Source organism: Mesorhizobium ciceri biovar biserrulae WSM1271, from assembly GCF_000185905.1.
Taxonomy (GTDB): domain Bacteria; phylum Pseudomonadota; class Alphaproteobacteria; order Rhizobiales; family Rhizobiaceae; genus Mesorhizobium; species Mesorhizobium ciceri.
Genome location: NC_014923.1, coordinates 4,990,486 through 5,013,418 on the forward strand (window position 1 = coordinate 4,990,486; position 22,933 = coordinate 5,013,418).

The window sequence follows — 22,933 nt, forward strand, 5'->3', positions numbered from 1 at the left end:
CAGTGACCCGCCGCACAGGCGGGTTTTTCGTTTGATGCTCCGTCAGCCAACGCGCCGGCGAGAGGCTCCGAAGGAACCCAAGCTGCCAGCCTTGCAAATTGCCGCCACGCGGACGAATGTGGAATCGATGACTGCCGCTTCCCCAACCAACAGACCTGATATCGCCGACCTGCTGGCATTTTACGCCAGCGTGGGCGTCGACGAGGCGCTCGAAGAGCAGCCGGTGAACCGGTTCGCCGAGGTTGCGCCAAAGCCGATGGAGCGCGCGCCGATCGCAGCGCCTTCGGGTGGCACCGCCGCACCGCTGCGCTCGACGACCGTGTCCCGCGGCGAAGCCGGGGACAGAGCAAATGCACCACCCGTCGCGCGGTCGCCGTCTGCGACGACTGCGGTTCCCGACGAAGCGCAGGCGGCACTTGCCCGCCAATTGGCGACCACAGCAACGACGCTGGACGAGCTTCGCCAGCATATGGCGGCGTTCGAGGGCTGCAATCTCAAGGCCACCGCCAAGAACCTGGTGTTTGCCGACGGCAACCCGGAAGCCGCCGTCATGCTGGTCGGCGAGGCGCCCGGCCGCGACGAGGACATCGAGGGCCTGCCCTTCGTCGGCCGCTCGGGCCGGCTGCTCGACCGCATGCTGGCCGCGATCGGGCTCGACCGCACTTCAGCCTATATCGCCAATGTCATTCCCTGGCGGCCGCCGGGCAATCGCACGCCGACGCCGCACGAAACCGAGATCTGCCGGCCGTTCATCGAACGGCAGATCGAGCTGGTCAATCCCAAGGTGCTGATCAACCTTGGCGGCCCGTCGGCCAAGACCTTGCTCAACACCTCGGAAGGCATATTGCGGCTGCGCGGCAATTGGCGCGTTCACACGACGGCATCCGGCATCGCCATCCCGGCCATGCCGACGCTGCATCCGGCCTATCTCCTGCGAACCCCGTCGCACAAGAAGCTGGCGTGGCGGGATTTCCTCGAAGTGAAGGCAAAGCTGCGAGCGCTCACCTAGCGATAACCTCGCAGGTAATTGAAATGCCGTCCTCACCAGCCTAACCATTCACTCATGACAACAGCCCAAACCTCCGCCGGCAGCCTTATTCGCGAATGGCGCACGCGCCGGCGCATGTCGCAGCTCGACCTCGCCATGGAGGCCGAAATCTCGCAGCGGCATCTGAGCTTCGTCGAAAGCGGCCGCGCCGCGCCCTCGCGCGACATGGTGCTGCATCTGGCCGAGCAATTGTCGATCCCGCTGAGGCAACGCAACCAGTTGCTGCTCGCCGCCGGCTTTGCCCCCAGTTTCGGCGAACGCTCGCTGACCGACACGACAATGGCGCCGGCGATGGCGGCGGTCGAAATCGTGCTCAAAGGCCACGAGCCGTTCCCGGCACTCGCTGTCGACCGCCACTGGAACCTGGTTTCGGCCAACGCCGCCATCGCTCCCTTCCTTGCCGATGTCAGCGAGGCTTCGCTGCTGACGCCGCCGGTCAACGTGCTTCGCCTCAGCCTGCATCCCGGCGGCATCGCGCCACGCATCGTCAACCTCCAGGAATGGCGCACGCATCTGCTCGAGCGCCTGAAACACCAGAATGACGCGAGCGGCGACGCGGTGCTGATCGAACTCGAGCGTGAGCTGAGGACTTATCCGTCAGGCTTGAGAGGCAGCCGGCCGTCGCCGGTCGAGGCGAACGCCATCGTGCATCCGCTCAGGCTGGCGCATGGCGATCAGGTGCTGTCGTTCATCAGCACCATCACCGTGTTCGGCACGCCGCTCGACGTGACGCTTTCGGAACTGGCGATCGAATCGTTTTTCCCCGCCGATGAACAGACGAGGACGGTGCTGGTTCGGTTGGCGAAGGAACGGGCCGAACGTTCGTAATCACCCTTCAGGCAAAGATGCCTTGCGCGTGCGGGTGCGCTCCAGGCCGAGCTGGCGTTCGCGCCAGATGATGAAGATGCCGGCGGCGACGACGATCAGGCCGCCGACAAGCATATGGAGCGTGGCGACGTCGCCGAAGACGAGATAGCCGACGACGAGGCCTAGGATCATCGAGGTGTATTCGAACGGCGCCACGACCGAGGCTTCGGCATGGCGATAGGCCGCCGTCATCAGGATCTGGCCAAGGCCGCCGCAGAAGCCGGCGGCAACAAGAAGGGCCGCCTGGAGCGGCGTCAGCGCCTGCCAGCCGAATGGCAGCGAGAGCAGCGACATGACGCTCGCCGTCACCGAAAACCACAGCACGATGGTCGCCGTACGCTCGCTTTGCACGAGATTGCGCACCAAGAGCATGGCGACGGCCGAGATCGCCGCCGCGACAAGAGCGGCCATGACGCCAAGCACTTCCTGGTCGTCGAGCGCCTGGTCGGAACTCAGCAGCGTCAGTTCCGGCCAGGAGATGATCAGCACGCCGACCAGGCCGACCGCGACCGCACTCCAGCGATACACGCGGATAGCCTCGCCGAGGAAGATGGAGCTGAACACCACCACCAGCAGCGGCTGCGCGTAGTTCAGCGTGATCGCTTCCGGCAGCGGCAGCCGGGTCAACGCGAAAAAGCCGAGCCCCATGGCGCAGACGCCGACCAGGCCGCGGGCGATGTGGTTGAACGGACGCTTGGTGGTGAAGGCAGTGCCGAGCTCTTTCCTGAAGGCCAGGAAGGCGATGATCGGGAAGATGGCGAAGAAAGAGCGGAAGAAGACAATCTGGCCGGCCGGAACCGTGCCTGCGGCTTTGATGCAGGTCTGCATGCCGACGAAGACCGCCACCGACACGATCTTGAGCATGATGCCGGTAAGCGTGTCGTGCCCGCCGGCATCATCGCTGGCTGTGGCCGAGGGGCTGCCGGGGCCCGCTGTCACGCTCCCGACGCTTCTCGGATCGTCGCCCAGATACGCGCCGGCGTTGCCGGCATGTCGATGTGCTTGACGCCATAAGCGCGCCAGAGCGCGTCGGTCACCGCATTGAGTGCCGCCGGGGTCGAACCGATGGTGCCGGCCTCGCCCGCGCCCTTGATGCCGAGTGCATTGGTCGTCGACGGCACGTTGCGGGTCTCGAAATGGAAGAACGGGAAATTGTCGGCGCGCGGCATGGCGTAATCCATGAAGCTCGCCGTCAAAAGCTGTCCGTCCTCGCCGTAGATAGTGTCCTCGGTCAGTGCCTGGCCGATGCCTTGCACGACGCCGCCATGCACCTGGCCGGCGAGCAGGATCGGGTTCACGGTCACGCCGAAATCGTCGACGATGGTGTAGCGGACAATCTCGGTCGCGCCGGTGTCGGGATCGATCTCGACCTCGCAGATATGAGTGCCGTTGGGATAGGTGCATTCGTCCTGCACGAACTCGCCAAAGCCCTTGAGATCGTCAGGCGTCTTGGCGGCCTTGGCGATGCTGGAAAAATCGAGCGAGCGATCGGTGCCGACGATGCGGGCAACACCATCGGACAACTCGATGTCGCCGGCAGAAGCCTCCAGCTCGTCGGCGGCGATGCGCTTGATCTTGTTGGCCAGATCCTCGCCCGCGCGGGAAGCCGACACACCCCCCAGCGGAATGGAGCGCGAGCCGCCGGTGCCGCCGCCGGCCTTCAATTCATCGGTATCGCCCTGGCGGACATGGATTTTGTCGATGTCGAGATTGAGCTTTTCCGACAGGAACTGCGCATAGGCGGTGGCGTGTCCCTGTCCGTTGGTCTGGGTGCCGATCTTCAGCGTCACCGTGCCGTCGCCATTGAGTTCGACGAAGGCCGGCTCCGAGCCCGGAAAGGCACAGGCCTCGATATAGGTCGCCATGCCGAGACCGCGGATTTTTCCGCCGGCCTTCGACTGCGCCAGCCGCTCCGGAAACGCTTTCCATTCGGATTGCTCAATGGCGCGCTCCATATGGCCTTCGAATTCACCGGTGTCGTAGAGGCGGCCGGTTTGCGTCCGGTAGGGAAATTGCTCCGGCCGGATGAAATTGCGGCGGCGGATCTCCTCGACGGGCAGGCCGAGATCGTGGGCGCAGGCATCGACCAGTTTTTCCAGCAGGAAGGCTGCTTCCGGCCGGCCGGCACCGCGATAGGCATCGACCGGGCAGGTGTTGGTGTAGAGGCCGGTCACCGAGACGTCGAGCGCCTGGATATCGTAGACACCGGTCGACATGGTGACGCCGATATAGGGGATGAACGGACCATATTGCGAGATATAGGCGCCGATGTTGGCGAGCAGGTCCACCTTCATGCCGAGAAAGCGGCCGTCCTTGTCCAGTGCCATCTCGGCCGTGACGAAATTGTCGCGGCCTTGCGCGTCGGTCAGAAAGTGTTCCGTGCGGTCGCCGGCCCACTTCACCGGGCGGCCAAGCCGCTTCGCCGCTTCCAGCACCAGCGGATATTCGCGGTAGACGAAGCTCTTGGGCCCGAAACCACCGCCGACATCAGGTGTGATGACGCGCAACTGGCCCTTCTTGATCTTGAACACGCTGGCCAGGATGTACTGCATGGAGTGCACGCCTTGCGACCCGGTGGTCAGCACGAAGCGCTTCTCCTCGACGTTCCATTCGCCGATCGCGGAGCGCGGCTCCATGTAGTTGCAGACCAGCCGGTTGTTGACGAACTCGATGCGGGTGACGTGTGCGGCCTTGGCGAAAGCCGCTTCGGTCTTTTTCCTGTCGCCCATGTGGTAGCTGAAGGCGCGGTTGGAACCGAGCTCCGGCCAGACCAGCGGCGTGCCTTCGGCAAGTGCATTTGCGGTCCCGGAAGCCGCGTCTTCGCCGTCATAGTCGACATCGATCAATTCAGCGGCATCCTGCGCCAAGGCACGGCTGTCGGCGACGACGAAGGCAACGGCATCGCCGACATAGTTGACGCGGTCGCGGCACAGGATCGGGATGTCGCGCGTCGGCGCCTTGGTGCCGTCCGGCTGTTCCTGCATGACGCCGGATTTCAGATCGCCGAGATGGGCAAGGTCCTTGCCGGTCAGTACCAGATGGACGCCAGGTGCGGCCTTCGCCGCCTCGGTCGAACCGATGGTGAAGCTGGCCTTGGCGACCGGCGAACGCAGGAGATAGCCATGCAGGACGCCAGCCGGCTGGATGTCGTCGGTATAACGGCCCTGGCCCTGGATGAAGGCGGCATCCTCGCGCCGCAGCACGGATGCGCCCATGCCGAATTTCGGTGTGACGACGGTCATGGATGCCTCGTGATGATGACAGGAGAACGAACGCCTGAAATAGGCATTGCCTCAGTTTTGTCGAGGGGCCGTTTCGTGTAAAGAGCGCGGACTTCAAATTTCTTGGACCAGCGGACACAATCCGCCGCCAACGCAATCGACAGGAAAACCCACGGAATGCGCACGGACACCGGCCAGGTCTTCAAGCTCGAAGACTATCGCCCCAACGACTACCTCATTCCGCAAACCGACCTCACCTTCCGCCTTTCGCCAGACGCAACGCGTGTCACCGCCGTGCTCACGATAGAGCGCCGTGACGGCGTCTCCGCATCGGCTCCGTTGGTGCTCGACGGCGACGGGCTTACGCTCAAGCACATCGAGATCGACGGCAAGAAGGTAACACCGGCGGATCTGCTGGCGACGCCCGACCAGTTGACCATCCTCAAGCCACCGGTGGCGCGGCGCTTCCAGTTGCTCATCGAGACCGAGGTGGCGCCGGCGGGCAACGAAGCCCTGATGGGCCTCTACCGCTCGAGCCACGTCTACTGCACGCAATGCGAAGCCGAGGGCTTTCGCCGCATCACCTATTTCCTCGACCGTCCCGATATCCTGTCCGTCTACACGGTGCGCATGGAGGCAATGCGCGACGAGGCGCCGCTGCTCCTGTCCAACGGCAACCCGCTCGAAAAGGGCGACCTCGGCGACGGCTGGCATTATGCAGTGTGGCACGACCCTTTCCCCAAGCCGTCCTATCTGTTCGCATTGGTGGCCGGCAATCTCGGCCGGCTCGCGGACAGTTTCGTCACCCTGTCCGGCCGCACGGTCGAGCTCGGCATCTATGTCGAGCCCGGCAAGGAGACGCTGGCCGGCTATGCGATGGACGCCCTGAAGCGGTCGATGAAATGGGACGAGGAGGCGTTCGGCCGCGAATACGATCTCGACGTCTTCAACATCGTCGCCGTGTCGGACTTCAACATGGGCGCGATGGAGAACAAGGGCCTCAACATCTTCAACGACAAATATGTGCTGGCCGACCGGGAGACCGCGACGGACGCCGATTTCGCCAATATCGAGGCGATCATAGCGCATGAGTATTTCCACAATTGGACAGGCAACAGAATCACTTGCCGCGACTGGTTCCAGCTCTGCCTGAAGGAAGGCCTGACGGTTTTCCGCGACCACGAATTCTCCGCCGACCAGCGCTCGCGCGCGGTCAAGCGTATTGCCGAGGTGCGGACCTTGCGCGCCCACCAGTTTCCAGAGGACCAGGGCCCACTGGCGCATCCGGTGCGGCCGCGCCGCTACCGCGAGATCAACAATTTCTACACCGCGACGGTCTACGAGAAGGGCTCCGAAGTGGTGCGCATGATCCGCACAATTCTCGGTGCCGACGTGTTTCGCGCCGGCATGGACCTCTATTTCGAGCGGCACGACGGTGACGCGGCGACGATCGAGGATTTCATCAAGGTGTTCGAGGATGCGTCCGGCCGCGACCTGTCGCAGTTCGCGCTCTGGTATCATCAGGCGGGAACGCCGAACCTGACGATCAGTTCGACGCACAATCCGGCCGCGCAGGAGTTCACGCTCGAAATCGAGCAGTCGGTGCCGCCGACACCCTCCGAAAGCCGCAAGCGGCTGATGCACATCCCGCTCGCTTTCGGGCTGATCGGCGCCGGCGGCAAGCCTGTGCCGTATAGTAGCGTCGAGGGCGCCAGCGTCGAGGACGGCGTCATCCATATCCGCAAGCGTCGCCACATGGTGCGGTTTTCAGGCGTCACCGAGCGCCCGGCCGTGTCGCTCAACCGCGGCTTTTCGGCGCCGGTGACATTGTCCGTCGAGCAGAAAGCCGACGACCAGTTCTTCCTCGCCCGCCACGACGGCGACGCCTTCTCGCGCTGGCAGGCTTTCAACACATTGTTGACCGATGCGCTGATATCAGCGTTCCGCGAGATCCTCGGCGGCAAGCAGCCGGCCTTTGCGCCGCGGCTGATCGAACTCGCCGGCAGCATTGCCGGCGACGAGACGCTGGAGCCGGCCTATCGGGCATTGGCGCTGGCCCTGCCCGGCGAAGCCGACATTGCCCGCGACATCGGCAGGAACATCGACCCCGATGCCATCTATGCGGCTCGCGAGGCACTGGCGCTGGCGATCGGCACTGCGAACCGGGACGTTTTTTCGGGCCTCTACCTCAGCCTTGCCGACAGAGAAGCGTTCAGCCCCGACGCGGCAAGCGCCGGGCGACGCGCCTTGCGCAACACCCTGCTGGATTATCTGTCGCTGCAGCCGGGCGGAGCGGAACTCGCTGCCGGGCATTTCCAGTCCGCGACCAACATGACCGACCGCGCGGCAGCACTTGCCGTGCTCGCGCATCGTCACCACGGTTCGCCCGAGGCGGTCGAGGCGCTGGCGGCTTTCGAGACGACCTACGGGTCCGACCCGCTGATCATGGACAAATGGTTCCAGATCCAGGCCAGCGTACCGGGGCCGCAAACCGTCGACACCGTGAAGGCCTTGACCAACCACCCGGCCTTCTCGATGGGCAATCCGAACCGGGTGCGCTCGCTGATCGGCACCTTCTCCAGCGCCAATCAGACCGGCTTCCACCGGGCCGACGGCGAAGGCTACTGGTTCTTTGCTCAAACCGTCCTCGAGGTTGAAAAGCGCAACCCGCAAGTGGCGGCAAGGCTGGCGACGGCGCTCAGATCCTGGCGTTCGCTCGAACCCTTGCGGCAGGCGAAGGCCAGGGAAGCGCTGCTCTCGATCGCCGGCGCCGAAAACCTGTCGGCGGATCTGCGGGATATTGTCGAGCGCACGCTGGCTTAGCCGCTCTCTTCCTTCTCCCCTTGTGGCAGAAGGGAGATCCGTGCACGCCGCCAAGCTGGTGAATTTCAACCAGGACCTGCCAGCAGCGGCTTCCGTTAGGCGCTGCGCCAGCGAAAGCCCATTATTTTAGTCGATTTTTAATCTTTTTTCGCCGGACCACTGGACAAGGCGAATCACCTTTGATTCTTTACTGACGATTCGGAAGTGCGGCGTTTGCCGGATCACCAAGCAGCATAGGCAAATTCGGGGAGTGCCATTTATGGCGAAGGCGGACGCGTGGGGCGCGCCCGGAGGGACGGTTTTTGCGCATCGTGAGACGCGCGGCGACGGTCTTGCCGGGAATACGCGACTCATCGCCGAACCGGCCTACCGGCGGCTTCTGGCCGCCGAGCCGCTGCTGCGCCGATCAATACCCGTCCTCATCATCACCTTCCTGATCGTCATCGCGGCGCTGCGCGTGCTGTCGCTGATGAACGAGCGCGACGATGTCGAGCGCAATGCCAAGGCGATCCTGACGCTGGCGGCGGGCCAGCTGGCCAGTTCGCTCGCCACCACCTCGGAAACGGTGCCCGGCGCCATACAGGATCTGCTGGAGACCACCAGCCGTCAGGGCGCGATGGGCCGCAGCCATGTGCTTGTCATCACCGACAGCGCTTTCAAGATCGTCGCGGTGACGCCACGCTCGATGCCATGGCAGGGCCATTCTCTGGACGGCCTCGTCGAGGGCGGCCAGCCCTTGTTCATGTTCGGCGATCGTGCGGGCGTCATGGACGTCAACATCGACGGACGGGATTGGTACGCCGCGGTCAGCCTGGCGAATGGCGGAAAGGGTGCATCGGCGGCCCTGGTGCCACAGGACGCGGTTTTCGATGCCTGGCGCAAGACCGTTTCGCTGAACGTCACCCTGTTCGTGCTGACGGCCGGTGTGCTGATCGTCATCCTCTATGCCTATTTCGGCCAGGCGGCACGTGCGCAGGCGGCCGACCGCATCTACCTCGAAGCGCATCAGCGCATCGACATGGCGCTGGTTCGCGGCCGCTGCGGCCTGTGGGACTGGGACATGGTGCGCGGCAAGATGTACTGGTCGCGCTCGATGTACGACATGCTCGGCTACAAGCCTTGCGAAACGATGCTGTCCTTCGGCGAGGTCGATCAGATCATCCATCCCGAGGACGGCGACCTGTTCGAGCTCGCCAACAGAATCGTCGCTCGCGAGATCGATCACATCGATCAGGTGTTCCGCATGCGCCATGCCGATGGCCAATGGGTCTGGATGCGCGCGCGGGCACAGGTCATCGATCCGGAAGCGCCGGAGATCCAGCTGATCGGCATCGCCGTCGACGTCACCGAACAGCGTCATCTGGCGCTGCGTTCCGAGGCTGCCGACCTTCGCCTCAGAACGGCGATCGAGAACATCAACGAATCCTTCGTGCTGTGGGATTCGACGCAGCACCTGATCATGTGCAATTCCAAATACCAGCAGGACAACGGGCTTTCGGACCGCGACGTGATGCCGGGCACCGCGCGCGCGGCTCTGGAAGAACGCATGCTGGCCTTTGCTTCCGAAAGGCGGCTTGCCCACACCAGCGGCCTGCAGGGCGGCGCCACTTTCGAGCGGCAGTTGGCCGATGGCCGCTGGCTGCAGGTCAACGAACTGAAGACCCGGGACGGCGGCATCGTCTCGGTCGGTTCCGACATCACCCAGATCAAGCTGCACCAGGAGAAGCTGGTCGACAGTGAGCGACGGCTGATGGCAACGATCCATGATCTCAGCCTCGCGCGGCGGGCCGAAGAGGAGCGTTCGCGCGAACTGGTCGACCTCAACCGCAAATACATGAAGGAAACCGAACGGGCCGAAGCGGCGAACCGGGCCAAATCCGAATTCCTGGCCAACATGTCGCATGAGTTGCGCACGCCGCTGAACGCCATCATCGGCTTCTCCGAACTGATGGAACAAGGGCTGTTCGGCCCGCTCGGATCGGAGCGCTACGAGGAATATGCCACCGACATCAACAGCAGCGGCAAGTACCTGCTGGGCGTCATCAACGATATTCTCGACATGTCCAAGATCGAGGCCGGCCAGTTCTCTCTGGACCGGGAAGAGATCGACCTCGGCCCGCTGATCAGCGAAACCGTACGCGTCGTTTCGCTGCAGGCGGCGCAAAAGGCCATCTCCGTGGAAACGCGCATTGCCGATGCGCTGACGCTGGTCGCCGATCGCCGTGCGATCAAGCAGATCGTCATCAACCTTTTGTCCAATGCGGTGAAGTTCACCGGCCACGGCGGCCACATATCGGTCAGGGCCCGCAACACATCCGGCGCGCTGGTGCTGACGATCGAGGACAATGGCTGCGGCATCCCCAAGGAGGCGCTCGGAAAGCTCGGACGGCCGTTCGAACAGGTGCAGAACCAGTTCTCCAAGAGCCATGCCGGGTCCGGCCTTGGCCTTGCCATCTCACGTTCGCTGGCCGAGCTTCAGGGCGGCGCGCTGAAGATCCGGTCGAGCGAAGGTGTCGGCACTATCGTGTCGGTGCGCATTCCGGTGAAGAAGAGCGTGCTGGCCGTCAAGGTTGCAGCGTGAAGTTTTTATCACCATCCCAGGCCTGATCCACCTCGTGGACGCGAGGTGAAACGCTTTGACAAAGTTATCTATTTTATCTATTTTGGATAAAAAAGAAAGGCCTTGTCATGCGAGTGACTTCAACGGAATTCCAGCAGAATGTCGGGCGTTTTCAGGATGCTGCCCAGCGTGCGCCGGTCGCAATCACAAAGAATGGCCGGACCCACACGGTACTCCTGTCGGCGGCGATGTTCGAGGTCTTGGTCAAGGGACGGGTCGCCCGTCCTGTGGAAGAGCTGGACGACGAGACGCTTAACGCCATCGCCGAAAGCGCCGTATCGAGCGAATATGCCGGGCTTGATGCAATGCTCAAAGACTGGACACCGTGAGCCTGCCCAAACCTATCCCGGGTCTGGTGATTTCCTATTCTTACCTCTGGGTGAGAGAACACGAAAAGGGTGCCGAAGAAGGTCGCAAAAACCGATCATGCGCCATTGTCGCCGCGCGGTCGTGGAGGGCCGTGAAGTCATAACGGTCGTTCCGGTCACACACTCGCCACCAGCAGATCCTGCCGATGCAGTAGAAATACCTGCGCCCCTCAAAGCCTATCTCGGCCTCGATGACACGCCATCATGGATCGTCGTCACCGAAACCAATCATTTCCTCTGGCCGGGTCCCGATCTCAGGCCTATCGCGGGGAGCAAACCGTCCCGATTCGACTATGGCATGCTGCCGCCGCGTTTCTATGCCTATCTGCGCGACCGGATTTTGCAGTCTCACGCAAGCCGGGCGCTGCAGCAGATTCGGCGAACAGAGTAGCTGCATGAGACTGGAGGACCACGAAACGTCCCCGATTCCAAGGGACGATCGCTTCCCGGTCATCCCGCACGAAGCAAAAGGTCGAAATCCTTCCTGACCTTCTGCGACGTCTCCTTGAGGTGTGCTTCGAGCACACCGAAATCCGGCAGGTCGGTCACCGCCAGAAGCAGATCCGAAAGCCCCGGCGGAACGTCGTCGCGCTCGAAGGCTCCGGTAAGGCACAGCCGCGTCATCTGGGTCAGCGCCAGATAGAGCGCATAGGCGTCGAAAAGCTCCTGCCTCGCCCCGGCATTGGCGAAGCCCGGTGACAGGCGCGAAAGGATTTCGGCGGTACCGGTAACGCGCGGCCCGGCGCCTACCTGCCCGGTGATGACAGCGACTTGGGCGATGAATTCGAGATCGATCAGGCCGCCGGGGATCAGCTTGATGTCCCACAGGTCGCGCGGCGGCTTTTCCTTCTCGATCATAGCCCGCATCTCCGAGGCCTCGGCCATCACCTTTGCGGCGTCGCGCGGCTGACCAAGCACCGCCGCCACTTCCGCTTCAACCTCACTGCACAGGCTGGCGTCGCCAGCTATGGCGCGCGCGCGTGCCAACGCCATGTGCTCCCAGGTCCAGGCTTCCTGGCGCTGGTATTTCTTGAAGGCATCGATATGGGTCGCCACAGGACCCTTGTTGCCTGATGGCCGCAGGCGCAGGTCGAGTTCGTAGAGCACGCCCTCCGCCGTCGGCGCCGACACAGCTGCGATCAGCCGCTGCGTCATGCGGGTGTAGTAATGCGAAGGCGCCAGCGGCTTGTCGCCATCGGACTCCTCGGCGTCCGGCGCGTGGTCGTAAAGCAGGATCAGGTCGACATCCGATCCGGCGGTCAGCTCGCGGCTGCCGAGCTTGCCCATGCCGAGCAGCGCAACCACGCCGCCGGCAATGGTGCCGTGGCGCGCCGCGAATTCGGCCGTCACCGCCTGCAACGCAGCCTCGATGGTGAGATCCGCCAGATCGGAGAAGGCGCGGCCGGCGCGCGCCGGATCGATCGAGCCGGCGAGCAGCCGGACGCCGATCAGGAATTTCTGCTCGGAAGCAAAAATGCGCAGCCGGTCGAGCACGTCCTCATAAAGCCGGTCGCCCTCGACAAAGGCGGAAAGCCGTGCCGACAGATAGGCGCGGTCCGGTAGCTCCGTCAGCAAGGCCGGGTCGAGCAGACCATCGAAGACATGCGGCCGGCGGGTGATGATCGCCGCCAGCCGGGGCGCCGCACCCATGATCGTTGCCAGGAGCTTGAGCAGGGCCGGATTGGACTGCAGCAGGGAAAACAGCTGGATGCCGGCCGGCAGGCCGGCGAGAAATTCGTCGAAGCGCATCAGCGCTTCGTCGGCCCGGCGCGTCTGGCCGAAGGAGCGCAGCAGCGCCGGCGTCAATTCCGTCAGCCGCTCGCGCGCCTCCGCCGACTGGGTGACGCGATAGCGACCGAAATGCCAGCCTCGGATGACGCGGCAGATGTCGCTTGGCCGCTGGAAGCCGAGGCCGTGCAAGGTCTGCAGCGTATCGGGATCGTCGACATCGCCGGTGAAGACGAGATTGCCGATGCCTGTCGACAGTTCGGGTGCTGTTTCGAACAGTGCCGCGTAGTGGCGTTCGACCTGCTGCAACGAGGCGCGAAACGCCTGGGAAAAGGCAGAAGCATCGGCAAAGGCGAGCATGCGGGCGATGCGCTCCAAGCCTTCATCATCTTCCGGCAGCGTGTGGGTCTGCTCGTCGGCAACCATCTGCACGGCATGTTCGACGCGGCGCAGGAACCAGTACTGGCGGGCGAGCGCATCGCGCGCCTCGGTGGTGATCCAGCCGCGTGTCGCAAGCTCGCCGAGCATCGGCACGGTCTCGCGGCCACGCAGTTCAGGGAAGCGTCCGCCGGCGATAAGCTGCTGGGTCTGGACGAAGAACTCGATCTCGCGAATGCCGCCGCGGCCGAGCTTGACGTTGTGGCCCTTGACCGCGATCTCACCATGGCCCTTGTGGGCGTGGATCTGACGCTTGATCGAATGGACGTCGGCAATCGCCGCGTAATCCATGTATTTGCGCCAGATATAGGGCTGAAGCTCCTTGAGGAAGGTAGCGCCCGCGGCCAGATCGCCAGCCACCGGACGTGCCTTGATCATGGCGGCGCGCTCCCAGTTCTGGCCGCGCGCCTCATAGTAGCGCAGTGCCGCCTCAACCGGGATCGCCAGCGGTGTCGAACCGGGGTCGGGGCGCAGCCTCAGATCGGTGCGGAAGACATATCCGTGCTCGGTGCGGTCCTGCAGGATGCGAACCAGGCGGCGCGTCAGCCGCGAAAACAATTCGGTGGCGTCGAGCGGGTCGACGACCGCCGGTGCTTCCGGATCGAAGAAAACCACCAGATCGATGTCCGAGGAAAAATTCAGCTCATGTGCCCCGAGCTTGCCCATGCCGAGCAGGATCCAACCCGACTGTTTCGACGGGTTGTCGACATCCGGCAGTTTGAGTTTGCCCTGGCCGTGCGCGTCGCGCAGCAGGAAGTCGACGGCGGCACGGGTACAGGCGTCAGCGAGGTCGCTCAACCGCCGGACCGTCAGCGCCGTTTCGGCCTCGCCGGCAAGATCGGCCAGCGCGATGAGGAAATGCGCCTCCGCCTTCCACTGGCGCAGCTCCATCATCAGGCCGGATTCCGAAAGGGTCTCCGCCAAATGCGCCAGGTCTATGGCGGCGCCGATCGCTTTCAGCCGAGCCTCGATTGTCTGCTCGAACAGCCCGTCCAGGATTTGCGGCCGGCGACGTGCCGTATCGCGCAGGAACGGCGACAGATCGAAGACGGCGGCGAGGAAATCCTGGCCCTCCCCTTTGCCGGCCAGAAACTTGGCCAGCCGCGTCAGCCCTTCTTCGCGTGCGGCGGACGCGATCTCGGCCAGTTCCAGCCGCGCACGGTCCTCGTCCAGCGGAACAAGCCTGGCCGCCGGCTTCAGCAGCCAATCTTTCGCTCTCGCAGTCGTGCTCATCAGTGATCCTCCCGAACCGGGAAACTCATGACCACGGATAGTCCAGGATTGCCAGGCAAGAGTTCAAGCCGGCCATTGTGGAATGTCATGACCGCCTTGGCGAGGCTGAGGCCAAGACCGGAACCCGGTTGCGAACGGCTCTTCTCCAGCCGCACGAAACGTTCCGTGGCACGCGCGCGGTCGCCATCGTCGGGAATGCCGTGGCCATTGTCGGCAACCGACAGGCGAACGTCCGCACCGGTTCGCTCGAGCGTGACGCGCACCGCCGGCTGGGCATTGGCGCCGGTGGAATATTTGATGGCGTTGTCGACGATGTTCGACAGCGCCTGACCGATCAGTTCGCGGTTGCCGTTGACGGACACCGCCTCGTGCGCGTCTGCTTCCAGCGACACGCCCGCCTCTTCCGCCACCGGCTCATAGAGCTCGACGACATCGCGTACGGCTTCCGCAAGATCGACGCGGTTCGTATTTTCAGACGAGTAGCCAGCCTCCAGCCGGGAGATCATCAGGATGGCGTTGAAGGTTTTTATCAACTGGTCCGACTCGGCGATGGTGCCTTCCAGCGCCTGCCGGTAGTCGGTGGGCTTTTGCTTGCCCGAAAGCGTCGCTTCGGCCCGGTTGCGCAGCCGGGTCAGCGGCGTCTTCAGATCATGCGCGATGTTGTCGGAAACCTGCTTCAAGCCTTCGTTCAGCGTGGCGATCCTGGCCAGCATGGCATTGAGATTTTCGGAGAGCCGGTCGAACTCGTCGCCAACCCCCGTCACCGGCAGCCTGCCCGACAGATCGCCGCCCATGATGCGACGGCTGGCTTCCGACACGCTGTCGATGCGCTTCAGCGCAGCGCGGCCGACAAAAAACCAGATCAGCAATCCGCCCAGCCCCATCATGCCGAGCGCCAGCATCAGCGCACGGCGGATGACGGCACGAAACCGTTCCGGCTCGCCAAGGTCGCGGCCGACCAGCATGATCATCTGGTTCGGCAGCCGCAGCACCAGCGCAATGGCGTTGTGGCCTTTTTCGCCCTGCGCCTGCGCATCGTTCTGCTCGGATTGGGTGGTGGTACCCTGCTCGGCGGGAAGGTTGCGCAGGCGCTCGAGCTCTCCCTCGCCAAAGCGCTGATAAGAGAACGGACTGCTGGTCCAGCCTTCGGTTTCGAGAACGCCAGGTTCGAGGCTCTGCACGTTGCCGGTCAGGATCTGGCCGTTGGCGTCGGCGATCAGGTAAAGGTTTGCGCCGGGCTGGCGCGAGCGCGCTTCGACCACGCGGACCAGTACCGGCAGGCCACCGCGCTGATAGGCGCGGGCAAGGCCGAGCACTTCGTCATTGATGGTCTCCTGCGTCTGCGCGGTCAGCATTCGCGCCGACAGCGAGGTCATGTAGAAGACGAGCGCCACCGCGCAGAGCGCGAAGAGCAGGAAGTAGAGCGCCGAAAGCCGCGCTGCCGTCGTCTTCATGATGGCGGGCACGGAAAGAGCCATGCCGCAGCTAACCACTCTTCAGCATATAGCCGGCGCCGCGAACCGTATGCAGGATGGGCTTGTCGAAGCCCTTCTCTATCTTGCCGCGCAGCCGGGAGACATGGACGTCGATGACATTGGTCTGCGGATCGAAATGGTAGTCCCAGACATTTTCCAGCAGCATGGTGCGCGTCACCACCTGGCCGGCATGCCGCATCAGATATTCGAGCAAGCGGAACTCACGCGGCTGCAGCGTTATCTCGCGTGACGCACGGCGGACCGAATGCGACAGCCTGTCGAGTTCGAGATCGCCGACGCGGTAGACGGTTTCCGCTTCCTTGGCACTGGCGCGCCGGTTCAGCACCTCGACGCGGGCGAGAAGCTCGGAGAAGGCATAGGGCTTTGTCAGGTAATCGTCGCCGCCGGCGCGCAAACCCGTGACCCGGTCATCGACCTCGCCGAGCGCCGACAGGATCAGCACCGGCGTCGTGTTGCCCCTGGACCTGAGACCGGCAATGACCGACAGGCCGTCGCGACGCGGCATCATCCGGTCGATCACCATCACGTCGTAGTCGCCGGCGTCGGCGAGCGCAAAGCCGGTTTCGCCGTCACCGGCGACATGCGCGGTGTGACCGGCCTCGGCAAAGGCTTTCTGCAAGTAATCCGCAGCCTCGCGATCGTCTTCTATGACGAGAATCTTCATAGGGCTGTTATACGCGATTTCGCCGGAAGGTTGAGTGGCAGACATCTGCATTGTGGCCTTTGCCAAAGCGCATCGCGACCGAGATCGCTCGAAGCAGTGCGCGATAAAGCTGCTCGCTGCCGATGTCGTTGGCATCGGATCGTTGAAGCGCTTTTGAAATTGTGCGGCAGCGGGCGATGGGAAGCCCGCTGCCGCCGGGGGAAGGCGCGATGACTGACTAACGCGCGCTCCTCCATGCTTTCCCGTACGGCGGCTCGGGGGTGTTGAACCGGCGCACTGGAAAAGTCCAACTTGCCGCCGGAACGCCCTCACCCGTCTCGGAAGGCCGAGAGAACGCTCCGGAGCCGACCTCAGCCCTTGGCGACGGGCAGCGCGACGAAACGATTGGTGTCGTCGCGGGTGATCTGCATCAGCACTGCCTTGCGGCCGGATTTGACCGCTTCGGTCATCGCCTTGGTGACGTCGTCGGTGCCGTTCACTTCGGTCGAATTGACCGATGTGATGACGTCGCCCGGCTGGATGCCGCGATCGGCAGCATCGCTGTCGGGATCGACGTCGGTCACCACCAGCCCCTTGCCGTTTTCGGACTTGGTGACGGTCAGGCCGAGATCGGCCAGCGTGTCGGGCTTTGCCGGAGCGGCAGGCTGCGACTGGTCGACAGAGGCCTGCTTGTCGCTCGAGGGCAGTTTGCCGAGATCGACCTTGACCGTCTGGCTCTTGCCGTCGCGCCACACGGTGACGTCAACCGATTTGCCAGGCGAGTAGGCGCCGATCAGCCGTGCCAGTTCCTTCGGCGAAGCGACGTCCTTGCCGTTGACCTGGGTGATCACGTCACCGGCCGTGATGCCCGCCTTCTTGCCGGGACCATCGTCCTGGGCACTGGAAACCAGTGCGCCGTTGTTGGACTTCAGACCAAGCGACTCAGCGATGTCGGAGGTGACCGGCTGGATTTCGACACCGAGCCAGCCGCGCTGAACGGAACCGCTCTTCATCAGGTCCTGAACGACCTGCTTGGCGGTCGAAGCGGGAATGTCGAAGGCGATGCCGACGCTGCCGCCGGACGGCGAGAAGATCGCGGTGTTGATGCCGACGACCTGGCCGTTGAGGTTGAAGGTCGGGCCGCCAGAATTGCCGCGGTTGACCGATGCGTCGATCTGGATGAAGTCGTCATAAGGGCCAGCGCCGATGTCGCGGCCGCGGGCGGAGACGATGCCGGCGGTGACGGTGCCACCAAGGCCGAACGGATTGCCGACGGCCACCACCCAGTCGCCGACGCGAACCTTGGAGTCATCGGCGAAGTCGACATAGGTAAACTTGCCGACGCCATCGACCTTGAGCACGGCGAGATCGGTGCGCGGGTCGGTGCCGATCAGCTTGGCGTCGAGTTCCTTGCCGTCATTCATCACCACGGTGAAGGCCGAGCCTTCCGAAACGACGTGGTTGTTGGTGACGAGATAGCCGTCATCCGAGATGAAGAAGCCGGAACCTTGTGCAACCGGCCGCGGCTGGTCGTTGTTGCGGTCGCGATGGCTGAAGCGCCTGTTGCCGCCACCCTGGCCGTCCTGATCACCAAATCCACGGAATTCCTTGAAGAAGCGGCGCAGTTGCGGATTGTTGGGCAGGTTGTTCATGCCATCCTGATCGTCGGACGGGTCCGAGCCGTCATCGGCGGCCGGGCTGATCTTGGCCTTGACCTTGACGCTGACAACAGCGGGAGAAACCCGCTCGACGACATCGGCGAAGCCCGGTACCTGCGGCGCCTCGACGCGCACGGCATCGGCCAGAACAGGGCTGGTTCCGCTGGTCAGCGCACCGACGCCGATCGCACCGGCCACGGCTACAGACGCGACGGCAGCCATGAGACGCTTGCGGGTGACGGAATATGAACGGGGGGCAATATTCATGGATCTCGTATCCTCTTTCCAAATGGACGCTGCTGATGGGCATCCTCAAGCAAGAGAATTAGAGTGGCGCACATTACAGCGCCATTTCCGACACATGAAACTTTGGTAATGTTTTGGGGTCGGGAGACGCACAAACCCGTTGGCCGCGATGCCCTATGCGCTATCTTGTACACAACTCAGCACAAGGCTTTCATAAATGACAGCAAGCACGCCTGGCGGATCGTATTCGTGAAATGGGCCGAGGCCTTGGTGATATGGCGACGGGCCGGCCAGGCCGGGTAACAGGCACATATGAGACGTTCATCGGCCGCCCGCCGTACATCATTGCTTATGAGTTGCGCCCGATCGCTGGCCGTCAGTGCGTCGTTATCCTGCGCGTCATTCACACGTCGCGGGACTGGCCCTCGGAGGAATGGCCGAGCTAATTGCCTAGTATCTTGTCCAGCGCCGCCTGTTCCTCAGTGGTCAGCGCATTGGTTGCCGTCGAGCGACGCGACCGCGCGGTCAGCACGATGAAAACGCCTCCCACCAGCAACAGCAGGACAGGCGTGCCCCACAGCAATGCATTGCGCAGGTCGAAACGCGGCTTGAGCAGCACGAACTCGCCATAGCGCGAGACCACGTAGTCCATGACCTGCTGGTCAGTGTCGCCGGCGACGAGGCGCTGACGCACGAGGACGCGCAGGTCGCGGGCAAGGTCGGCATCGGATTCGTCGATCGACTGGTTCTGGCAGACCATGCAGCGCAAGCCTTCCGAAAGCGCCCGAGCCCGCGCCTCAAGTGCAGGATCAGGCAGCATCTCGTCAGGCTTCACCGCCAAGGCCGTGCCGGCAAAAAACAGCGCCAGCAGCAGGATAATGGAGGTCAGCGAAAGCCGTGCGTTCATGGCAGGGTCGCGGATGGCACCACGCTCGCCTGCTTGCGCCGTCGCGACGGCGCGCCGACGCGCAGGCGCCGGTCCATCAGCGACATCGCCGCGCCCGCCATCATCATCAGGCCACCGCCCCAGATCAACGTCACCAGCGGCTTCCACCACAAACGCACGACGACCGAACCGTCTTTGCCCTCGTCGCCGAGCGAGATGTAGAGCTGCGAGAAACCGATCGTCCTGATGCCGGATTCCGTCGTCGTCATCTGCCGCACCGGATAAAACCGCTTGGCGGAGCTGATTTCGCCAACAGGGCTGCCGCTGACGCCGATCAGCTCGAAGCGGCCGCGATCCTCGCTGTAATTCGGTCCCTGGGCCGGATAAAGCCCGACGAAACGCAGCGTATGGCCGGACAGTTCGACGGTCTCGCCGGCATGCATCGACAGGATCTTCTCGGTGCCGAAGCAAAGTGTGCCGACGATGCCGAGCGTGGTCAGGCCGAGGCCGAGGTGAGCGAAGGCTGTGCCGAAGACCGAGCGCGGCAAGCCGAGCAAGCGCCGGACCATGATCCCCGTTGCGACGGTCCGAAAGCCGGATTTGACGGCGAGATCGGTGAGCGCGCCAAGGATCAGCCAGACGGCAAGGCCTACGCCCAGGGCTGCGAACACCGAGCCGCCGTCGATGAACAGAGCGGTGACCAGCGTCGCCAGCAGTGCCGCAGCAAAGGCCACCATCAGGCGCTGCGCGACGGCGAAGACATCGCCGCGCTTCCAGGCCAGCAACGGCCCGAACGGAACCACGAGCAGCAGCGGCACCATCAGCGGCCCGAAGGTGAGATTGAAGAACGGCGCGCCGACCGAGATCTTGTCGGCTGAAAAGGCTTCGACAGCGAGCGGATAGAGTGTGCCGACAAGCACGGTCGCCGTCGCCGTGGTCAGGAACAGATTGTTGAGGACGAGTGCCCCTTCTCGGGAAATCGGGTGGAACAGGCCGCCGGTCGTCAACCGGGAAGCGCGCAGCGCAAACAGCGCCAGCGAGCCGCCGATAAACAACGTCAGGATGCACAGGATAAACACGCCCCGGGTCGGATCGGTTGCAAAGGCATGCACCGAGGTCAGCACGCCCGAACGCACGAGGAAGGTGCCGAGCAGCGACAGCGAAAAGGTCAGGATGGCGAGCAGCAGCGTCCAGATCTTCAGCGCCGAGCGCTTTTCCATGACAATGGCCGAATGGAGCAGCGCGGTGCCCGCCAGCCACGGCATGAAAGACGCGTTCTCGACTGGATCCCAGAACCAGAAACCGCCCCAGCCAAGTTCATAATAGGCCCAGTACGATCCCATGGCGATGCCGCCGGTCAGGAACATCCAGGCGACCAGCGTCCACGGCCGCACCCAGCGCGCCCAGGACGCGTCGATGCGGCCTTCGATGAGAGCGGCGACCGAGAAGGAAAAACAGATCGAGAAGCCGACATAGCCGAGATAGAGGAACGGCGGGTGGATGGCGAGGCCGAGATCCTGCAGGATCGGGTTGAGATCGCGGCCTTCGATCGGCGCCGGGTTGAGCCGGATGAACGGATTGGACGTCGCCAGGATGAACAGGAAGAAGGCGGCGCCGATGGCGCCTTGCACCGCAAGCACATTGGCGCGCAGCGTCGCCGGCAGGTTGGAGCCGAAAGCGGCGACGAGTGCGCCGAAGAAGGTCAGGATCAACACCCAAAGCAGCATCGAGCCTTCATGATTGCCCCAGGTTCCGGTGATCTTGTAGATCAACGGCTGCAAGGAATGCGAGTTTTCCCACACGCTTGCCACCGAGAAATCGGAGCTCGCATAGGCACTCGCCAGCGCTGCGAAAGACAGCGCCGTCAAGGCGAAGCCGGTCACCGCGACCGGACCCCCGACGGCCATCAGGCGCTGGTTGTTCAGGCGTGCGCCAAACAGCGGCACGAGCGTCTGCACCAGCGAAAGCGCAAACGCCAGGACGAGGGCGAAATGTCCGGTTTCAACCATGCCCGTGATCCACTGTCGCTCTCCTGCCGGAGCTATTCACTCTTGCTCTCCTGCCACACGCCCTTGGCCTTGAGGCCGTCCGCAACCTCCTTGGGCATATAGCGCTCATCATGCTTGGCCAGCACGCTATCGGCAACAAAAACCCCGTCCGGGCCGAAACTACCCTCGGTGATGACGCCCTGCTCTTCGCGGAAAAGGTCGGGCAGGATGCCGGTATAGGTGACCTTGACCGATTTGTGCGTGTCGGTGACCGAAAAGCCGACCGTGGCCCCCTGCCCGCGCTGGATCGTGCCTTTTTCGACCAATCCACCCAACCGGATGCGCTGGCCAGGCTGGACGCTTGCCGTGGTGAGATCGGCCGGCATGTAGAAATAGGAGGCCTTCTGGCCAAGCGCGTAGAAAGTCAGCCCGGTCGCGGCACCCAGGAAGACCAGGCCGCCCGCGATCACCGACAATCGTTTCTGCTTGCGCGTCATGTCTTGTTCTACTCCGTCGCCGCAAGCCCAAGCGAAGCGGCAAAGGCGGTGAACTTCTTCGCCTGGTCACTGTCGGCCCCAAAGACGGCAATGGCGCGACCGAGCGCCTCACGCGCCTGATCGGCCTTGCCAAGCACGACATAGGAACGAACGAGCCGCATCCATCCTTCCGGGTCGTGCGGATTTTGCCGCAGTTTGTCGTCAAGGCCGGCAACCATGGTGTTGATCATGGCTTCCCGATCCTGCGGCGACATCGAGGATGCGGCGTCGATATCGCCGGCATCGGGGCCGTTGGCGGCGTCGCCAGAAGCCACTTCGGGGTTGCCGGACTTGGCCAGCGCCTGCTCGACGGCACCGCGCCATGGCGAGTCCGGCGGCAATCTGCCCAGCATCGCCTGCCATGCCGTGGTCGCTTCCTTGGCGCGACCCTCCTGCGCCAACGCCATGGCCAGGTAGAAACTGGCCTTCGCATTGGCCGGATCGAGCTTCAGGGCTGCCTCGAAAGCATCCTGGGCATCGGCCGAGACAATGCCGCCTGCCGCGCCGGCGATCGCCTCTCCGAGACCGGCCTGGCGAACGGCGCTGTCGCCATCAAGCCGAATGGCGTTGCGATAGGCATCCGCCGCGTCGGAAAAGCGCTGCATGCGCAGATAGACCGGGGCAAGCACGTCCCAGCCCCTGCCATCGGTGGGATTGGCGGCCAGATGGGCTTCGGCCCGCGCCACCAGTTCGTCGACCGAACTGTCGGCGGGATTCTTGGCCAACCGCTCGCTGAGCGGTTGTGACGGCAGGTCGGGAGAGCCAAGCTTGACATAGAGCCCCCAACTGACCAGCGGCACCGCCAGCACGGCTACGGTTGCCACCAGCCTTGCGGTGGCCGGCGCTCGGCCCGCGTTTGCGCCACCGGCGGTACCCGCATTGTCAAGGCGAAGGATGCGGCGAGCGATCTCGGCGCGGGCTTCGGCCGCTTCGGCCGGCTGGATCAAGCCACGCGCGGCGTCGCGGTCAAGCTCGGACAGTTGGTCGCGATAGACTTCGAGATCATGTTCGCCGCTCGACGACGCGCCCTTCGCGCTGGCGGCCAGCGGCAACAGCACCGCCAGGCTTGCACCCAGCGTGAGAATGGCGGCTATGACCCAGAACAGCATGGTTCTTCCAATAACGGCAGAGCTC

The 22,933-nt window shown here is 63.7% G+C and carries 16 protein-coding genes and 1 pseudogene; 7 read left to right on the plus strand and 10 right to left on the minus strand.

Annotated elements, in window-relative coordinates; translation table 11 throughout:
- Nucleotides 1-127: 127 nt before the first annotated feature.
- Both MESCI_RS24355 and MESCI_RS24360 read left to right on the plus strand, forming a co-directional pair.
- Nucleotides 128-1,009 (plus strand): uracil-DNA glycosylase, encoded by an 882-nt coding sequence (locus tag MESCI_RS24355; RefSeq protein ID WP_024505277.1) that lies wholly within the window; start codon nt 128-130, stop codon nt 1,007-1,009.
- 54 nt (nt 1,010-1,063) lie between these two features.
- Nucleotides 1,064-1,876, plus strand: coding sequence for a helix-turn-helix domain-containing protein (locus tag MESCI_RS24360; RefSeq protein ID WP_013532623.1), 813 nt, complete (start codon nt 1,064-1,066; stop codon nt 1,874-1,876).
- Here the strand turns inward: MESCI_RS24360 and MESCI_RS24365 are convergent, their stop codons facing one another.
- Nucleotides 1,877-2,779 carry a DMT family transporter gene (locus MESCI_RS24365; protein ID WP_244506971.1) on the minus strand — a complete coding sequence of 301 codons (903 nt, stop codon included), beginning with the start codon at nt 2,777-2,779 and terminating at the stop codon, nt 1,877-1,879.
- 71 nt (nt 2,780-2,850) lie between these two features.
- Entirely contained in the window at nt 2,851-5,157 is a 2,307-nt protein-coding gene (locus MESCI_RS24370) for a xanthine dehydrogenase family protein molybdopterin-binding subunit (protein ID WP_013532625.1), read from the minus strand.
- Between the two features lie 156 nt (nt 5,158-5,313).
- Between MESCI_RS24370 and pepN the strand changes: the two genes are divergently transcribed.
- The 4 genes from pepN (at nt 5,314) to MESCI_RS24390 (ending at nt 11,338) form a co-directional block, all read left to right on the plus strand.
- The gene (gene pepN, locus MESCI_RS24375; RefSeq protein WP_013532626.1) at nt 5,314-7,959 is read left to right on the plus strand and encodes an aminopeptidase N; all 2,646 of its coding nucleotides are present in this window, start codon (nt 5,314-5,316) and stop codon (nt 7,957-7,959) included.
- Between the two features lie 259 nt (nt 7,960-8,218).
- Nucleotides 8,219-10,540 carry a PAS domain-containing sensor histidine kinase gene (locus MESCI_RS24380; protein WP_013532627.1) on the plus strand — a complete coding sequence of 774 codons (2,322 nt, stop codon included), beginning with the start codon at nt 8,219-8,221 and terminating at the stop codon, nt 10,538-10,540.
- 107 nt (nt 10,541-10,647) lie between these two features.
- Nucleotides 10,648-10,908, plus strand: a complete 261-nt coding sequence (locus MESCI_RS24385) for a type II toxin-antitoxin system prevent-host-death family antitoxin (RefSeq protein WP_013532628.1) — start codon at nt 10,648-10,650, stop codon at nt 10,906-10,908.
- 97 nt (nt 10,909-11,005) lie between these two features.
- Nucleotides 11,006-11,338 carry a hypothetical protein gene (locus MESCI_RS24390; protein WP_244514280.1) on the plus strand — a complete coding sequence of 111 codons (333 nt, stop codon included), beginning with the start codon at nt 11,006-11,008 and terminating at the stop codon, nt 11,336-11,338.
- 59 nt (nt 11,339-11,397) lie between these two features.
- Here MESCI_RS24390 and MESCI_RS24395 read toward each other — a convergent pair whose 3' ends face one another.
- The 4 genes from MESCI_RS24395 to MESCI_RS24410 all read right to left on the minus strand — a co-directional run bounded on the left by MESCI_RS24395 (nt 11,398) and on the right by MESCI_RS24410 (nt 18,410).
- Nucleotides 11,398-14,346, minus strand: a complete 2,949-nt coding sequence (locus MESCI_RS24395; RefSeq protein ID WP_013532629.1) for a bifunctional [glutamine synthetase] adenylyltransferase/[glutamine synthetase]-adenylyl-L-tyrosine phosphorylase — start codon at nt 14,344-14,346, stop codon at nt 11,398-11,400.
- The gene (locus MESCI_RS24400) at nt 14,346-15,824 is read right to left on the minus strand and encodes a sensor histidine kinase (RefSeq protein WP_013532630.1); all 1,479 of its coding nucleotides are present in this window, start codon (nt 15,822-15,824) and stop codon (nt 14,346-14,348) included. Before MESCI_RS24400 ends, MESCI_RS24395 begins: the two co-directional genes overlap by 1 nt.
- 7 nt (nt 15,825-15,831) lie before the next feature.
- On the minus strand, nt 15,832-16,506 hold the full coding sequence (locus MESCI_RS24405; protein WP_023812818.1) for a response regulator transcription factor: 675 nt from the start codon (nt 16,504-16,506) through the stop codon (nt 15,832-15,834).
- Nucleotides 16,507-16,856: 350 nt separating this feature from the next.
- The gene (locus tag MESCI_RS24410) at nt 16,857-18,410 is read right to left on the minus strand and encodes a Do family serine endopeptidase (RefSeq protein WP_013532632.1); all 1,554 of its coding nucleotides are present in this window, start codon (nt 18,408-18,410) and stop codon (nt 16,857-16,859) included.
- A gap of 206 nt (nt 18,411-18,616) precedes the next feature.
- Between MESCI_RS24410 and MESCI_RS24415 the strand changes: the two are divergent.
- A pseudogene (locus tag MESCI_RS24415) lies at nt 18,617-18,835 on the plus strand (type II toxin-antitoxin system RelE/ParE family toxin); the annotation flags it as partial.
- Here the strand turns inward: MESCI_RS24415 and MESCI_RS24420 are convergent.
- The 4 genes from MESCI_RS24420 to ccmI are packed head-to-tail and all read right to left on the minus strand — an operon-like array spanning nt 18,832 to nt 22,908.
- A complete protein-coding gene (locus MESCI_RS24420; protein ID WP_013532633.1) occupies nt 18,832-19,296 on the minus strand; it encodes a cytochrome c-type biogenesis protein in 465 nt (154 codons plus the stop codon). The pseudogene MESCI_RS24415 and the gene MESCI_RS24420 overlap by 4 nt on opposite strands.
- A complete protein-coding gene (locus tag MESCI_RS24425; RefSeq protein WP_013532634.1) occupies nt 19,293-21,284 on the minus strand; it encodes a heme lyase CcmF/NrfE family subunit in 1,992 nt (663 codons plus the stop codon). Before MESCI_RS24425 ends, MESCI_RS24420 begins: the two co-directional genes overlap by 4 nt.
- Nucleotides 21,285-21,316: 32 nt before the next feature.
- The gene (gene ccmE, locus MESCI_RS24430; RefSeq protein ID WP_013532635.1) at nt 21,317-21,760 is read right to left on the minus strand and encodes a cytochrome c maturation protein CcmE; all 444 of its coding nucleotides are present in this window, start codon (nt 21,758-21,760) and stop codon (nt 21,317-21,319) included.
- 8 nt (nt 21,761-21,768) lie between these two features.
- A complete protein-coding gene (gene ccmI / locus MESCI_RS24435) occupies nt 21,769-22,908 on the minus strand; it encodes a c-type cytochrome biogenesis protein CcmI (RefSeq protein ID WP_013532636.1) in 1,140 nt (379 codons plus the stop codon).
- Nucleotides 22,909-22,933: the final 25 nt, after the last annotated feature.

Bases quoted from the DNA above. Each gene is read 5' to 3' on its own strand.
- ccmE (WP_013532635.1), bottom strand. From the start codon at position 21,760: ATGACGCGCAAGCAGAAACGATTGTCGGTGATCGCGGGCGGCCTGGTC.
- MESCI_RS24390 (WP_244514280.1), top strand. From the start codon at position 11,006: ATGCGCCATTGTCGCCGCGCGGTCGTGGAGGGCCGTGAAGTCATAACG.
- ccmI (WP_013532636.1), bottom strand. From the start codon at position 22,908: ATGCTGTTCTGGGTCATAGCCGCCATTCTCACGCTGGGTGCAAGCCTG.
- MESCI_RS24425 (WP_013532634.1), bottom strand. From the start codon at position 21,284: ATGGTTGAAACCGGACATTTCGCCCTCGTCCTGGCGTTTGCGCTTTCG.
- MESCI_RS24355 (WP_024505277.1), top strand. From the start codon at position 128: ATGACTGCCGCTTCCCCAACCAACAGACCTGATATCGCCGACCTGCTG.
- MESCI_RS24395 (WP_013532629.1), bottom strand. From the start codon at position 14,346: ATGAGCACGACTGCGAGAGCGAAAGATTGGCTGCTGAAGCCGGCGGCC.
- MESCI_RS24400 (WP_013532630.1), bottom strand. From the start codon at position 15,824: ATGGCTCTTTCCGTGCCCGCCATCATGAAGACGACGGCAGCGCGGCTT.
- MESCI_RS24420 (WP_013532633.1), bottom strand. From the start codon at position 19,296: ATGAACGCACGGCTTTCGCTGACCTCCATTATCCTGCTGCTGGCGCTG.
- MESCI_RS24360 (WP_013532623.1), top strand. From the start codon at position 1,064: ATGACAACAGCCCAAACCTCCGCCGGCAGCCTTATTCGCGAATGGCGC.
- MESCI_RS24410 (WP_013532632.1), bottom strand. From the start codon at position 18,410: ATGAATATTGCCCCCCGTTCATATTCCGTCACCCGCAAGCGTCTCATG.
- MESCI_RS24405 (WP_023812818.1), bottom strand. From the start codon at position 16,506: ATGAAGATTCTCGTCATAGAAGACGATCGCGAGGCTGCGGATTACTTG.
- MESCI_RS24385 (WP_013532628.1), top strand. From the start codon at position 10,648: ATGCGAGTGACTTCAACGGAATTCCAGCAGAATGTCGGGCGTTTTCAG.
- MESCI_RS24370 (WP_013532625.1), bottom strand. From the start codon at position 5,157: ATGACCGTCGTCACACCGAAATTCGGCATGGGCGCATCCGTGCTGCGG.
- MESCI_RS24380 (WP_013532627.1), top strand. From the start codon at position 8,219: ATGGCGAAGGCGGACGCGTGGGGCGCGCCCGGAGGGACGGTTTTTGCG.
- pepN (WP_013532626.1), top strand. From the start codon at position 5,314: ATGCGCACGGACACCGGCCAGGTCTTCAAGCTCGAAGACTATCGCCCC.
- MESCI_RS24365 (WP_244506971.1), bottom strand. From the start codon at position 2,779: ATGCTCAAGATCGTGTCGGTGGCGGTCTTCGTCGGCATGCAGACCTGC.